Below are 14,947 nucleotides of genomic sequence, written 5' to 3' on the forward strand. Positions count from 1 at the left end.
AGGCTGTGGCTTTAGCCCAGCAAAATTTTAAAAGTTATTAATAGAATAGCTGGGCTAAAGCCGCAGCCTACGTTTCAAGTGTTTTAAGTAATTACTCTAATAGAAAGTCACATTTTACATATCAAGTTTTTTTAATAATTGTCCTAAAAAAGCAGCCAAGTTTTAAAACTTATCAATAGCTGGGCTGAAGCCGCAGCCTACGTTTCAACTATTTTAAGTGATTGCCCTAATAGGAAGCCATAGCCTACGTTTCAAGAGCTTTAAGTAATTACTCTAATAGGAAGCCACAGCCTACGTTTCAACTATTTTAAGTAATTACTCTAATAGGAAGCCATAGCCTACGGTTCAAGAGCTTTAAGTGAATGACCTAACAGAAAGCCACAGCCTACGGTTTAAGTGTATTTAGTGAATGACCTAACAGAAAGCCACATTTTACATATCAAGTTTTTTTAATAATTGCTCTAAAAAAGCAGCCAAATTTAAAACTTATCAGTAGCTGGGCTAAAGCCACAGCCTACGTTTCAAGAGTTTTCAGTACTAATAGAAAGCCACAGCCTACGTTTTAAGTGTTTTAAGTGATTACCCTAATAGGAAGCCATAGCCTACGGTTCTAAGTCGATACTTACAGTAATAAAGCCGGCTTCTGCTCTTCGCCGAGGGACGAGGCACGGCCATAGCCTGTAAAGAAAGACTACCGTTGCCCCGCATAATTCTCCCTCATTAAAATGCTCCGATGTTGAAGCTCATTTGCTTTTATCTTTTGTTCTTTGTCTTTTACTGCTTAGCAATAAACTCACTCACTTGCTCACTCAAGATATCCCACAGCTTCTGTTGAGCGGCTTTACTGCCCCAAGCATTGTGCGGGCTAAAGATGACTCTGGGGTGATCGGCCAATTGTAGTAAAGGGTCATCCTTGGTGGTTGGCTCTTGTTCGAAGACATCGGTGGCATAACCTATAATTTGATCGTTTTTCACCGCGTCGGCTAAGGCTTTTGAGTCCACCACACCGCCGCGAGCTACGTTAACGATTAATGGTTTTTTGCTCATTTTGGCCAGCGTGTCTTGGTTAATTAGGTGCTGGGTTTGCTCAGTTAAGGGACAATGCAGGCTAATGACATCGGACGTCTCAAGCACGGTGTCAAAGTCGGTATAGTCATCACTGCGAGGCTCTTTGCCTTGATGCTCTGCCCACAATACTTTCATCCCAAAGGCTTTGGCAATCTCAGTGACTCGTTTACCAATGGTGCCGACTCCGATAATCCCTAAAGTTTTGTCCTCTAAATCAATCAAGGGCACGTCCATTAAGCAAAAGCTACCAGCCTGCTCCCAAGTACCATCACTGACTTTATCATGATAATAAACCCCAGCACGTAGGGCGGCTAACATCAGCATAAAGGTATGTTCTGGTACGCTTTTTACCGCATAGCCTGCCACGTTGTATAGCTCGACATCGTGTGCTTTACAAGCTTCTGCATCAACGTTATTCATCCCAGTAGCCGTCAGTTGTATTAGCTTTAAGTCGGGCAGGGCTGAGATGATATCGGCATTGAGCTTTACTTTGTTAGAAAAAATAATATCAGCCTGTTTACAGCGTTCAATAATTAGCTGATCATCTTGCTCGGTATCCTCATAGACCACATAATCAGTGACTCCGTTAGGGGCGGGCAAGTTCACGTCATCCAAAAAAGTCCCTCTATCCAAAAATACGGCTTTCATAAATCTCTCCTAATTATTCTACTGTTGCTTAATTTAACTATTACTAAAAGGGGCTTAGGCTTACCTCTGTGATTATTGATACAATAAAGCCAGCCAATACTCAACATGCTAACACTGTAACCCAAAGTTCCAAAACTAAGTGCTAAATTAGCTATTTATTTACAAAGATTATGCGAGTATTTTTTTAAGGACAGTGATTAGTTGTTAAAATAGCAAAAAAATCGATAGGAAAAGGTGTTTTCAAAGATTAGGTGTAGAATTTGCTAACTTTGACCTCATTAACGTAGATAGGGCTAATAATCCTTTATAATAAGCACCAATTGACAGCGGTTTATTTGCTGTTGCTTGTGATTGATTATCAAGCGAAACCCCACATTTTAATATAAGAACTGACTGATTTATGACAATAGCTGCTTTAATCCCCGAATTCGCCGTTGGTCAACGTTATTTATCTGATACCGAAGCTGAGCTTGGCCTGGGCGTGGTTATAGATGTTGATGACCGCTGTGTGCATATCTTATTTGCTCAAAGCGAAGAGACCCGGGTCTATGCCAAGAACTCGGCGCCTTTATCTCGAGTAACGTTTAAGGTGGGTGATGAGATTACCGACCAAGAGGGTAACACGCACATAGTTACTGGGCTTGAAGAGGTGATGGGCGTAGTCAAATATCATGTGGAAGGGCACCCGCGTGGCATCATGGAGACCCGCTTGGCTGCCAATATTACTTTGGCGAAACCATTAGAGCGTCTATTGGCAGGGCGAGTGGAGCGTGGCGATTGGTACGAGCTGCGTCAAGATATCTTGCGTATGCAGTCGGCCTTAGCGGGGCACCCTTTAAAAGGCTTGATGGGAGCCCGTGTCGATATTATTCCGCATCAGCTTTATATTGCTCATGAAGTGGGTAAACGTATCGCACCTCGCGTTCTATTGGCCGATGAAGTGGGCTTGGGTAAAACCATTGAGGCGGGTCTGATTATCCATCAGCAGCTACTTACTGGCAAAGCACAGCGGGTATTGATCTTGGTCCCTGACAGCTTGCAGTATCAGTGGATGGTCGAGATGCGTCGCCGCTTCAACCTAAATTTCGCTCTATTTGATCTAGTGCGTACGGCGGCTATTAAAGAGCATAATCCGGATCAAAACGTGTTTGCCACTGAGCAGTGTATCATCGCCAGCATAGACTTATTGCTAGACCATCATGATTTATATGAGCAAGCGCTTGAAGCCGGCTTTGACTTATTGGTGGTGGATGAGGCGCATCACTTACATTGGGACCCAGAGCAAGGCGGTAATGATAAATATGAGCTGGTGGCAGACTTCGCTCATGAAACTCCAGGCGTGTTGTTATTAACCGCTACCCCAGAGCAGTTGGGGGTAGAGAGCCACTTTGCTCGCCTGCGTCTGCTTGATTCAGACCGCTTCGATGACTTAGATGACTTTATTGAGGGTCAGGCAGCGTTCTCTGACACCGCAGCAGTAGCCGAAGTATTAATGGATAAAAAGCCTTTGAGTGAGGGTCAAATTAAAGCCCTGACTCATTTATTAGGCTTTAGCGATCCTGAAGAGTTGGCTTCCATTAATGAGGACGATAAATTACGTACTTATGCCCTAAATCAGTTGTTAGACCGTCATGGTACTGGCCGAGTGCTGTTCCGCAACACCCGTGATAGCGTGCAAGGTTTCCATGGTCGTACCAGTCGTCCACACCCTCTGCCTTGCCCTGAAAGCTGGATAGGCAGCTACCAGACCTGTGGCAAATTACGCGAGCAGCTGTGGGGAGAGGAGAATCAACCCGATGGCAGCTGGTTAGAGGATGACCCTCGTGTGCCGTGGTTAATTAAGCTATTAAAAGAAGAGTTAAAGCAAGAAAAAGTTCTGCTTATCGCCCGTAGTGGGGCTACAGTTGAGAGTTTAGAGGCGGTGTTACGTCTACATGCCGGCATTAAGACCGCTATCTTCACGGAGCAGATGAGTCTGCTTGAGCGTGACCAAGCGGCGGCCTTCTTCGCTGATGAAGCTGGTGCCCAAATTCTACTGTGTTCAGAGATTGGCTCAGAAGGTCGTAACTTCCAGTTTGCTAGTCATTTAGTGCTGTGGGACTTACCGGCTAACCCAGATACTTTAGAGCAGCGTATTGGTCGCTTGGATCGTATCGGTCAAACCCGAAAAATTACTCTACACGTGCCTTACGTTCAGGGCACTGCTCAAGAGCGTATGTACCGCTGGTATGATTCTGCGCTTAATATCTTCAATCAGATTTCACCGACCGCACAAACGGTACAAGAGCAGTTCATTATCGATCTAAAACCTTTACTTGAGGGTGATGATAGCGAAGAAAACCGTCAAGCTTTAGGTGATCTAATTGATGAGGCAGCGAGCGTTCGTCAAGAGTTAGAGGCGGAGTTGCAGTCGGGCCGTGACCGTCTACTTGAGTACAACTCTTGTCGTCCACGCGTTGCCAACCGCATTGCAGACGCTATGAGCGATTTTGATGCCAATAATTTATTGCCCTCTTTCTTAGATCGCTTCTTCTCTTCAGTGAATTTGGATCATAGTGTACAGCGTGATGGCTCTTGGGTTATTCATCCGCCAGAAGCCGAAAACAGCCAGCATACCGATGTCGACAATCTGCCAATCTCTGAAGACGGCATGACCTTAACTTTCAAACGTAGCCAAGCCTTAGTGCGTGAAGACATGGATTTTATTACTCATGAGCACCCACTAATGCTGGCCATTTATGATATGGCCAACTCGGGCACTTTTGGTAACACCACAGTTGCCATGTTGAAGAGTAACACCGTTCCGGAGGGCATGCTGCTACTGGAGGTGAACTTTAGGGTGACTACCATTGCTCCAAAAGTTCTGAATTTAGGCGCTACTTTACCAACCCAAAATCTACGAGTGTTCTTAGGAGAGCAGGGCGGTGACCTATCTGATCGCATTACCGCCGATATGATTATGCCGCACATTGAGCGTTTGGATAAAAACCGTTCGCGTCAGGTAGTTAAGGTGCGTAATAAAGTGATTGAGTCACGTTACTATGACGCTGAAGCCATTGCACAAAGTAAGCTAGAGGGCATTAGTGCTCAAGCATTGGCGCGATTTAGTCAGGTTTGGGAGCGTGAAATTAGCCGCCTAAAACAATTACAACAAGTGAACCCCAACGTGCGTGATGAAGAGATTGAACGTCTACAATCACTAAAAGCCCAAGGGGAGCAGGCGTTGACTAACTTATCATTGGTGCCTGATAGTATCCGGGTTTTAGTAGCAATTAAGCCTTAAGTGGCTAGCCAATAATCTTGACTTTTTAGGCCTAAAAAAGCCCTCCTTAATCATTAAGGGGGGCTTTTAGTTTTTTGGTATATGCGGTACTCTAAACTGATTAACAACTGATTTTATTGAGGCAAAGGTTTATGACTCCAGCCATTAATTTAGCCAAAAAATTAAAACTAGATTATCAAATCCATGAATATGAGCACGACCCTAGTGCCGAGTCTTATGGTCTAGAAGCCGCTGATAAGCTAGGTCTGCCTGCTGAACAGGTTTTCAAAACGTTAGTGGTAGAAACCGATGCCAATAAACTTGCGGTTGCGGTTTTACCGGTTATTGATACGCTAAACTTCAAAAAAGTGGCCAAAGCTTTGGGCTGCAAAAAAGTACACATGGCCGATCCTAAGCTGGTTGAGCGTAGCAGTGGCTATGTGCTGGGAGGGGTAAGTCCTTTGGGTCAAAAGAAGCGATTGCCCACAATCATTCACGACTCTGCCCAATCGTTAACGACCATGCATGTTAGCGGAGGCAGACGAGGGCTTGAGATTGAGTTGCCACCGCAGCAATTGGCAAATAGCCTCAATGCCAAATTTGCTGCTATTGTTGATTAATATTGATTAAACTCACCCAGATTTTTACCATTAACTTTAATACCAATATAGACCAATATAGAGTAAAACTATGCCACACGTTATCGTTCAAGCCACGCCCAATGTCACTATCAAAGAGCCTGACAGTTTATTAAAAAAGCTAAATAGCACCCTATGGGAAACGGGCCACTTTGGCTCACCGCAAGCGATTAAGGCCAGATTTGTGAAGTTAGAAACATTCTTGGTCGGGGTAGAGGATGAGCAGCAGGCTGAAGGGTTCGTTTATATCCAATTAAGGCTGATGCCGGGGCGTAGTCAACAGATTCGAGATGACTTGGCTGAGAAGCTGCATGCCTGCTTAAAGCAAGAGCTAGTAGAGCAGCAATCAGAGCGAGTATCGGTACAGTACTGTGTCGAAGTTGTTGAGCTGACAGCGGCTTATAAAAAGCAGAAGATATAGTCAGTGTCAGTGATAGATTATTTGCATAAAGCCCCATACAGATTGCTGTATGGGGCTTTATTTTTAATAGTGAGGATTACGCTTTAATCGAAGCTCTCAGCAATAGCAACGCTTATTAGGCTTTCTTTTGAGCACAAATAGCCACATAATCACCGCGGTCATAACCCTCAATAACCTCTTGCACCTTGTCATTGGCAAACATAGGGTGGGTCAGTAAGGTTTGTGCGTATTCAAAATTAGTGAATCCAGCCTCTTGCATCAGCTCAATTTTCTCATCAGAGGTGCGCCAGTTTGCAGTGCGCACCAGCTCAATAGGATATGGGTCTTTGGGTGAGATGTGAGCCAATAGCTTATGATCCCAAGTATCAACTGCGCTGGCTAAGTTGTACAAGCTGGCAAAGCCGCTTTCTTTTGGCACATCAATAAGGATCAGCTTACCACCCGGCTTTAGGGCTTCATGAGCTTTGTTGATACACAGGGCTAGGTCGCTAATATAGCTGACACTGCCGTTGAACATAATAATATCGAATTTATTAGGTTCAATCTCAGCCTCTTCTGCGGTATTAATGTCCACAGTTAGTCCGCGTTTCTCAGCGATTTGCGCCATGTCTTTTGAAGGCTCAATACCGTGCTTGATATGGATGTCGTAGTCTTTTGCCAGTAGCATTTCAAACAGTCCGCTGCCGCAGCCCACGGACAAAATAGTACTGTCTTTGTCCAAAAAGTGAGCCACTAATTTTAGTTCACTGAGTAGTAAATTCTCATTGTCCATAAACCAACTGTCGTATGCGTTGGCATGTTCATCAAATACGGCCATGATTTTCTCCTTATTTATGTGGATTAGTTATTCGTCGAACGTTTAAGTTAACGGCTTGTGCGGTAATTAAGACTTGTGCAGTAATTAGGACAAATCTAAAGCCATTTGCCAAAAGTTAACCTCCATACGAGAGGCTGTGTTAAATAGCTTCTGTAATTTTGGCTGCTGAGCCGGACTGACGTCAGCAAATAATTGATTGATAAAGGCTTCATTTTGGGCAGTCACTTCTTGGAACTCCTCGCTAGCGAAGACGTCAATCCAAGGCTGATAAGGGTTATTGTCAACGAATCCCTCCGCTTTAAGGCGCTGGCCAATCTCCCCATAACCCATTAGACAAGGGGCAATGGCTGCATATAGCTCAACCAAAGAGCCAGACATGGCGGCATCTAATAAGTAGCGGGTGTAGGCAATGGTCGCTGCAGATTCTGTGGTGTTTTCGACTTCTTCAATGGAGATGTCCCATTGTTGACAAAACTCTAAGTACATACCTATTTCTAGATCAAGCATGGCATTGATACCAGCTTGTCCCACCCGCATTTGAGCCAAAGTGTCACTCTTATAAACACTCAGCGCCATTACTCGGGTGTAGTGCAGCAGATAGAGGTAATCTTGCTTTAGATAGTGCTGAAAGCTTTGTTTGGGTAATCTTCCTGTTGCCAACTGATTGACAAACTCATGATGGATGTAATTCTGCCAAGTTGGACAGTTATCGCGTAGTGTTTGAAAGTCCATAAGGTTCACTTTTGTCAAAGATAGGTCATTAACCGCCACATGACCAAAAATTTAGCCGTGTCTTTGAAAACCTGATGACCGTTTGGATTGACTACTGGGAGACGAAGCACAGAATTATATTGAACAGCACTAAAATGCCATTAAAGGGCTAGGCCTTAATGGATTAAGTGTATTTTTGGAAGTGAGTTCACTAAGATCACGCTTGTTTCCTACGTCAGTATTAACTGCATCAGGTTCTCGGGTGTCTCTCAGCTAAGGCTAAGTGCTTGATATGAATAATCAAATCATTAGCAATAGCACCCCGACAAGGTCATTGGGATAATAAGATAAAGGCACTGGGATAAAGTCATTATCGAGACTAATTTGCTGTCCCTACAATAAGGCTTTATCCGCTGCTACTCACTATCATAGGACAACGGATGGCATTAATGCAAGGCAGGCTAGGTTTTATCATCGATAAGCCAAGATAGGATACCAAACATAAGCGGAGAGTAGCCCTGAAACAATGCTGTAGTACCAGTTGTCATTGGACTGAAGTGGTTATGAACTCACAGTTAGTCAAAACCATTAAAAGCCGACAAACTGGTCGATAAGCTCCTCTGAAATAGGGGAGCTTTTTTTATATTAATCCATTTAATTATAGAAACTCTCCTTAATTGTAAAACTGCATAACCAGCCCTTTATTTTTTAGTAATTTAAAACAAATAAGTGCCGAATGTTAACTAAGGTTAATAATGTACGAAAACTGTAATTTGGGAATTTTAGCTATTGAGCTAGAAACTGACTGAGAATATAATATTGTTAGGCCTTAGTAATTAAGCGAACATATTACTTAAGTTTAACTATACAATTAAAAGTGAGTTTTTAAATTTAGCCAGCGGGCGAAAGTTTGAGAATTCACAATCGGTGCTACAGGGCAAACCTAATCAAGGAAAACAAAATGTCTAACAAATTACAGCTTTTAACTCCTGAAAACTCTCAAATAATCTTTATCGATCAACAGCCACAAATGGCATTTGGCGTACAGTCAATTGATCGTCAAGTATTAAAAAACAACGTAACTGGTTTGGCTAAAGCCGCTAAGGTTTTCAACATTCCAACTACTATTACCACTGTTGAGACCAAAAGCTTCTCAGGCAACACTTATCCAGAGCTTCTAGCCGTTTTCCCAGAAAACAAAATCCTTGAGCGTACTTCAATGAACTCTTGGGATGACCAAAACGTTCGTGATGCATTAGCTGAAAACGCTAAAAATGGCCGCAAAAAAATTGTTGTTTCTGGTCTATGGACTGAGGTATGTAACTTATCATTCGCTCTATCTTGCCTACAAGATACTGACTATGAAATTTATATGGTAGCTGACGCTTCTGGTGGTACTTCAGCTGAAGCTCATAAATATGCTATGGACCGCATGATACAAGTGGGCGTTATCCCTGTGACTTGGCAACAAGTGCTTCTTGAGTGGCAACGTGACTGGGCGAAAAAAGACACTTATGACGCAGTAATGGACATCGTAAGAGAACACTCAGGTGCTTATGGTATGGGTGTTGACTATGCTTACACTATGGTTCACGGCGCTCCTGAGCGTGTAGAGCACGGTGAATTAATTGGTCCTAACCCAGCTAAATAGTCCCTGCATCAGGCTAATGATTTAACTGGTTAAGGCCCAAGTGAACGGGCTATAAGAAGGATTAATCGAGTGTGAGATGTTGCTACTGCAGGTGCTCTCTCTACTTGGTTAATCCTTTTTTTATATCATCCGAGTAAAAGGTATAAATTATGAGAATTTATATTGCTTCATTGATTGTCGGAATTGTAGTAGGTGTGCTTTATAGTCTGGTCAATGTTCGTTCGCCTGCACCCCCAACATGGGCGCTAGTTGGGTTATTGGGTATGTTAATGGGTGAGCAGCTTATTCCTGTTGCTAAGCAGTATCTATTTAATCCGTCAGATCAAGCCAATTCAGCTCAGATTCAAAGTACTGAGGCATCAAAAACAGCTCAATCCTCAGCAGAGATAGGTAATGGCTAAGTACTACAAATAAATACAGTTTTATGCTGAATATATGACTACAAGCTGCTGTATATATGACCCCAAACTGTAAGGCTGATTACCAAAAAGGCTGTTTCTGCTAATTTCGATAGGATAATACTATGACACATCCAGATATTATTTATTATAACGGTAAGATAACCACGCTTGATCGTGCGAACCCCACTGCATCAGCTGTGGCCATTAAAGAGGGCCGCTTTATAAAAGTCGGTACAGACTCTGAAGTTCTTGACTTAGCAGGCAGCAACACTAAGTCCATTAACCTAAAAGGCCGCAGTGTATTGCCTGGCTTGTTTGACAACCATACGCACGTTATCCGCGGGGGTCTAAACTACAATATGGAATTACGCTGGGACGGTGTACGCTCGTTAGCGGACGCAATGGCGATGCTAAAAGATCAAGTCGCTAAAACCCCAGCTCCGCAGTGGGTGCGTGTGGTGGGCGGTTTTACCGAAAATCAATTTGTTGAAAAGCGTTTACCAACCATTGATGAAATTAATGCCGTTGCCCCTGACACACCAGTATTTATCCTACACCTATATGACCGTGCCCTGCTTAACGCAGCCGCGCTACGTGCTGTGGGATACACCAAAGACACGCCAGAGCCTCCAGGGGGCGAAATACAACGTGATGCCAAAGGCAATCCAACAGGCTTACTACTCGCAAAACCAAATGCATCGATTCTTTATGCCACCCTAGCCAAAGGCCCTAAGCTGCCCTTTGAGTATCAATTGAACTCTACACGCCACTTTATGCGTGAGCTAAACCGCTTAGGGGTTACCGGTATTATTGACGCTGGTGGCGGCTCACAGAACTTCCCTGACGACTATGAAGTGGTACAGAAGCTGCATGATGAGGGTCAGTTAACGGTGCGTATGGCTTATAACTTATTTACCCAAAAGCCCAAAGAGGAAAAAGAGGACTTCCTAAATTGGACCTCTTCGGTCACTTACAAGCAAGGTGATGACTACTTCCGCCACAACGGGGCAGGGGAGATGTTGGTTTATTCTGCTGCTGACTTCGAAGACTTCCGTCAGCCTCGCCCTGAGATGCCAGCTAATATGGAGGAAGATCTTGAAGAGGTGGTGCGTATTTTGGCCCAAAACAAATGGCCATGGCGCTTACATGCCACTTATGATGAAACCATTGAGCGCGCATTGAATGTTTTTGAAAAGGTAAATAAAGAGATTCCTTTTGAGGGCTTAAACTGGTTCTTTGACCACGCAGAAACCATCTCACAGAAGTCGATCGACCGTATTGCTGAGCTAGGTGGTGGTATTGCGGTACAGCACCGTATGGCTTATCAAGGAGAATATTTCGCAGAGCGTTATGGCACAGCAGCTGCCTCAAATACACCGCCGGTTAAGCAAATGCTAGACAGCGGGGTTAACGTATCTGCTGGTACTGACGCTACCCGTGTTGCCTCATACAACCCTTGGGTATCACTATCCTGGTTAATCAGTGGTCAAACCGTTGGTGGTATGCAGCTTTATGATCAAGACAACCTATTAGACCGCGAGACCGCCCTACGTATGTGGACTGAAAAAGTAGCTTGGTTTACTAATGAAGAGGGACAGCGTGGCCGTATTGAAGAGGGGCATCTAGCCGACTTTATTGTACCCAATAAAGACTTCTTTAACGTCGCAGAAAATGAGATTCCATTTTTAACCTCGGATTTAACTGTGGTGGGTGGTAAGCCTGTATTTGGGGCAGGCGAGTTCTCAGATTATGACAGTCCTATTCCTCCGGCAATGCCTGATTGGTCACCAGTGAACAAATATGGGGGCTATGCGGCTTGGGCAGATCCAGAGGGGGCGGGTAAAAACTCTTTAGCACCAATGCAAAATCATGCTGCTATGGCGGCCTCTTGTGGCTGCTCTAGTGCTTGTAGCATACATGGGCACAACCACGCTAAAGCTTGGAAGTCTAATGCACCAGTGTCGAATCTAAAAGACTTCTTTGGTGCTTTTGGCTGCTCTTGCTGGGCGGTTTAATAACGAGGTTTAAACCAGCAATATAGCGCACTAAGCTTACAACTATAAGCTGCTCAAAATCCCGATGAAATTCATTTTCAGCGGGATTTTGTAGTTATAGTGGCGCTTTTGGTGCGGTAAGAATTCAAAAAATAAAATCGAAAATAATAAGGTACGACCATGTGTGCGAATAAGACTCAAAACAATGAGCAAACTGTAGAGGGTAAGCCTAATTCCTCACAGCAGGTCACTTTCTGGCAGCAATATAAGATACCAGTAATGTTAACTGTAGTAGGTGGGGCCATTGATACCATAGGTTTTGTTGGCCTATTTGGTTTCTTTACCAACCATGTGACCGGAAACTTGGTAATGGCCGGTGCTGGAATAGTGCAAGGGGGGAGCGGGCTATGGATTAAGCTTGGCGCTGTGCCAGTATTTATATTGACGGTAATCGTCACCAAACGGGTTATCGAAAAGCGCAAAGCTAATAAACTAATATTAAGTGACTTGTTATTTGCTGAGGTGGCTTTTTTGCTGGCTTTCTTTTTATCGGCAATCTACTTTGGCCCATTTGATCAACCGGGTACTTTAGAAATAGCTTTCACTGGATTTTTGGGTTTGATTGCTTTTGCCATTCGTAATACAGCGAGCAAGACGGTTATGGGCAAAATGAGTTCGACCTTACTAATGACCGGTAACACCACACAGTTAGGTATTGATTTATCAGACTATATATTTGATCGTAATAATTGTAATTTTGTCAGCTTAAAGCACAGCTTCACCATTGTGGCAAGCTTTGCAGTAGGCGCTCTTATCGGGGCTTTGCTGTATATACAGATTGGCTTATGGGCGATTGGGCCATTTATCCTTCCAGTGCTGATGGCGGCTATTGCTACTAGAGATGAGCAAACTTTAAGGCAAGCTACCCGTACCTAGTACCTAGCTTTCTGTAATTTAGCCTACTTATTAAGCTCAAAAACCATACAAATAAAAAGACCGCTCTATTTAAATAGAGCGGTCTTTTGATAATCTAGGCGCTAAATACTAAATAGCAGGTAGATTAGTCTAAGAAAGCAAAGTGTTCAATGTCCATGTCGGTCATAGACGAGCTTGGAGCTACCATGCTTTCAGCGTGACCTGAAGTGCGTGGTAAAATCTTATCAAAGTAGAATTCAGCAGTCTGAATCTTAGCTTTGTAGAATTCTGGCGCTTCAGTACCACCGTTTTCTAGCTTGTCATAAGCTACTGCAGCCATACGTGCCCAGTGGTAAGCCATCATCACGTAGCCTGAGTACATTAAGTAATCTACAGAAGCTGCAGAGATGATTTCACGGTCTTTACGAGCGCTTAGCATTAGACGTACAGTTAGGGTGTTCCACTCAGCACATAGCTTAGTTAATGCCCAAACGAATTTACGCATGTTTTTGTCTAAAGCGTAGTCACCACACCACTTCATGATACCTGAAGTGTAATTACGGATGATCTTACCTTTTGATTGTAAGATAACTTTACGGCCTAAAAGGTCAAGAGCCTGTACGCCAGTGGTTCCCTCATAAAGAGTAGCAATACGAGCATCACGAGCGATCAGCTCCATGCCCCACTCTTTGATATAACCATGACCACCATAAACTTGCTGGCCTTCTTTGGCCGCTTCAATACCCAGCTCAGTTAAGAAGCCTTTTAGAATTGGGGTATAGAAACCTAGCTTGTCATCCCACTTTTCAAACTCTTCGTCATTGCCCTCTGCGATACCTTGAGCCATCTTGTCTGCATAGCGCGCAGCATGATAAATCATTGAACGGCCGCCCTCAGCGAACGACTTCATGGTTAATAGCATGCGACGTACATCAGCGTGGTTGATGATAGCATCTGCTACTTTTTCAGGCTCTTTTACACCTGAAAGAGTACGCATTGAACGACGCTCTTTGGCATAGGGTAGGGCGTTTTGGAAAGCAAGCTCACAGTGAGCAAGACCTTGGATACCAGTACCGATACGGGCAGTGTTCATGAAGGTGAACATCGCTTTTAGACCACGATGTGGTTCACCAATTAGGTAACCAGTTGCGTCGTCAAAGTTTAGGACACAAGTGGCTGATGAGGCGATACCCATTTTGTGCTCAATTGAACCACAGCTTACGCCGTTGCGCTCACCTGCTTCACCTTCTTCGTTAATATTGAACTTAGGTACGATAAATAGTGAAATACCACGAGTACCTTCAGGGGCATTTGGAAGACGCGCTAGAACGATGTGAATAATGTTGTCAGTTAGGTCATGCTCACCACTAGAGATGAAGATTTTAGTACCGTTTAGCTTATAAGTACCGTCTTCTTGTGGCACTGCTCTGGTTTTTACTTGACCTAAGTCAGTACCTGCTTGTGGCTCAGTTAGACACATAGTACCTGACCAAGTACCCTCTACTAATTTAGGAAGATAGGTGTCTTTTTGCTCTTCTGTACCGTACTGCATTAAGGTGTTGATACAGCCAGTAGTTAGACCTGGGTACATTGCCCATGGCCAGTTAGCAGTACCAATCATTTCAGACTTGATAAGGTTTAATGACATTGGTAAATTCATACCACCGTACTCTTCTGGGTACGAAATACCTTGCCAGCCGCCTTCTACGAACTGGTCGTAAGCTTCTTTAAAGCCTTTAGGAGTAGTCACAACGCCATCTTTGAAGTGACAGCCTTCTTCATCTGCAGGCTGGTATAGTGGCGACAGGACGTTTTCAGCAAAGTCAGCCATACCTTGTAGAATCATATCTACCGTTTCTGGATCGGCATTTTCGCCATTGCTTAAATCCTTAAAATGCGTTTGGTAATCAAAAACGTCATTTAATAAGAACTTCATATCACGAAGTGGGGCTTTATAACTTAGCATAATTTAATCTCTTTCATATTTAATGTGTTGCAGTGAAACATTATCTATCCATGATAATGTCAGTATTATCATCAATTTTAGTATAAGCCCAATCCATACAAAAACCTATTATTAATAACTATTATTCATCAGTGAATACGTGTCACATAGAAATAAGTTTGTTTTTATCCAAAAAAACCAGTCATGATGGTGTCGGTGGTTAGGTACAATATTGCATGAACCTAATTTTGATAAACCTCCCTGTTGCTGAGTATGGTTTGCTTTATGATGAGCCAATATTTTTTATGATGGGCTAATAGTTGCAATGCTTAGTCAGTGCTTTAGACAGTCATTACAACTTAGTATTGCCTTATATTATTAACTTAAATCAGTAGTAGTGTTGTACTCCTGTTATCGAAATGTCAGCATAAGACTTTTTGGCGCCGACCAATCGACTTATTTAGGCCAAAAGCCTA

At 43.5% G+C, this 14,947-nt stretch carries 11 protein-coding genes and 1 riboswitch; of the genes, 7 read left to right on the forward strand and 4 right to left on the reverse strand.

Features of this window, described 5'->3' with window-relative positions:
* Positions 1-774: 774 nt before the first annotated feature.
* Entirely contained in the window at positions 775-1,716 is a 942-nt protein-coding gene (locus tag G561_RS0103760) for a D-2-hydroxyacid dehydrogenase (protein WP_028858355.1), read from the reverse strand.
* Positions 1,717-2,116: 400 nt separating this feature from the next.
* On the opposite strand from G561_RS0103760, the gene rapA reads away from it, so the two are divergent.
* The 3 genes from rapA to G561_RS0103775 all read left to right on the forward strand — a co-directional run bounded on the left by rapA (position 2,117) and on the right by G561_RS0103775 (position 6,037).
* Positions 2,117-4,999: an RNA polymerase-associated protein RapA gene (rapA, locus tag G561_RS0103765; RefSeq protein WP_028858356.1), complete on the forward strand. Its 2,883-nt coding sequence runs from the start codon at positions 2,117-2,119 to the stop codon at positions 4,997-4,999.
* Between the two features lie 131 nt (positions 5,000-5,130).
* Entirely contained in the window at positions 5,131-5,598 is a 468-nt protein-coding gene (gene ybaK / locus G561_RS0103770) for a Cys-tRNA(Pro) deacylase (RefSeq protein WP_028858357.1), read from the forward strand.
* Between the two features lie 70 nt (positions 5,599-5,668).
* Complete coding sequence (locus tag G561_RS0103775; protein ID WP_028858358.1) at positions 5,669-6,037, forward strand: 5-carboxymethyl-2-hydroxymuconate Delta-isomerase; 369 nt, start codon at positions 5,669-5,671, stop codon at positions 6,035-6,037.
* 115 nt (positions 6,038-6,152) lie between these two features.
* Here G561_RS0103775 and G561_RS0103780 read toward each other — a convergent pair whose 3' ends face one another.
* On the reverse strand, positions 6,153-6,878 hold the full coding sequence (locus tag G561_RS0103780; RefSeq protein WP_320158241.1) for a class I SAM-dependent DNA methyltransferase: 726 nt from the start codon (positions 6,876-6,878) through the stop codon (positions 6,153-6,155).
* 60 nt (positions 6,879-6,938) lie between these two features.
* Complete coding sequence (gene tenA, locus G561_RS0103785; RefSeq protein WP_028858360.1) at positions 6,939-7,586, reverse strand: thiaminase II; 648 nt, start codon at positions 7,584-7,586, stop codon at positions 6,939-6,941.
* Between the two features lie 189 nt (positions 7,587-7,775).
* Positions 7,776-7,900: riboswitch (TPP riboswitch) on the reverse strand.
* A gap of 626 nt (positions 7,901-8,526) precedes the next feature.
* Here tenA and G561_RS0103790 point away from each other — a divergent pair.
* The 4 genes from G561_RS0103790 (at position 8,527) to G561_RS0103805 (ending at position 12,547) form a co-directional block, all read left to right on the forward strand.
* Positions 8,527-9,216, forward strand: a complete 690-nt coding sequence (locus G561_RS0103790; protein WP_028858361.1) for a hydrolase — start codon at positions 8,527-8,529, stop codon at positions 9,214-9,216.
* A 149-nt stretch (positions 9,217-9,365) separates the two neighbouring features.
* Positions 9,366-9,617 carry a DUF1427 family protein gene (locus G561_RS15705; RefSeq protein ID WP_028858362.1) on the forward strand — a complete coding sequence of 84 codons (252 nt, stop codon included), beginning with the start codon at positions 9,366-9,368 and terminating at the stop codon, positions 9,615-9,617.
* Between the two features lie 122 nt (positions 9,618-9,739).
* Positions 9,740-11,632 carry an amidohydrolase gene (locus G561_RS0103800; protein WP_028858363.1) on the forward strand — a complete coding sequence of 631 codons (1,893 nt, stop codon included), beginning with the start codon at positions 9,740-9,742 and terminating at the stop codon, positions 11,630-11,632.
* Positions 11,633-11,890: 258 nt separating this feature from the next.
* The gene (locus G561_RS0103805; RefSeq protein ID WP_051584358.1) at positions 11,891-12,547 is read left to right on the forward strand and encodes a YoaK family protein; all 657 of its coding nucleotides are present in this window, start codon (positions 11,891-11,893) and stop codon (positions 12,545-12,547) included.
* A gap of 124 nt (positions 12,548-12,671) precedes the next feature.
* On the opposite strand, the gene G561_RS0103810 is transcribed toward G561_RS0103805, so the two are convergent.
* Positions 12,672-14,492: an acyl-CoA dehydrogenase C-terminal domain-containing protein gene (locus G561_RS0103810; protein ID WP_028858365.1), complete on the reverse strand. Its 1,821-nt coding sequence runs from the start codon at positions 14,490-14,492 to the stop codon at positions 12,672-12,674.
* Positions 14,493-14,947: the final 455 nt, after the last annotated feature.

The organism is Psychrobacter phenylpyruvicus DSM 7000 = NBRC 102152 (assembly GCF_000685805.1).
In the GTDB taxonomy this organism is placed as follows: Bacteria; Pseudomonadota; Gammaproteobacteria; order Pseudomonadales; family Moraxellaceae; genus Psychrobacter; species Psychrobacter phenylpyruvicus.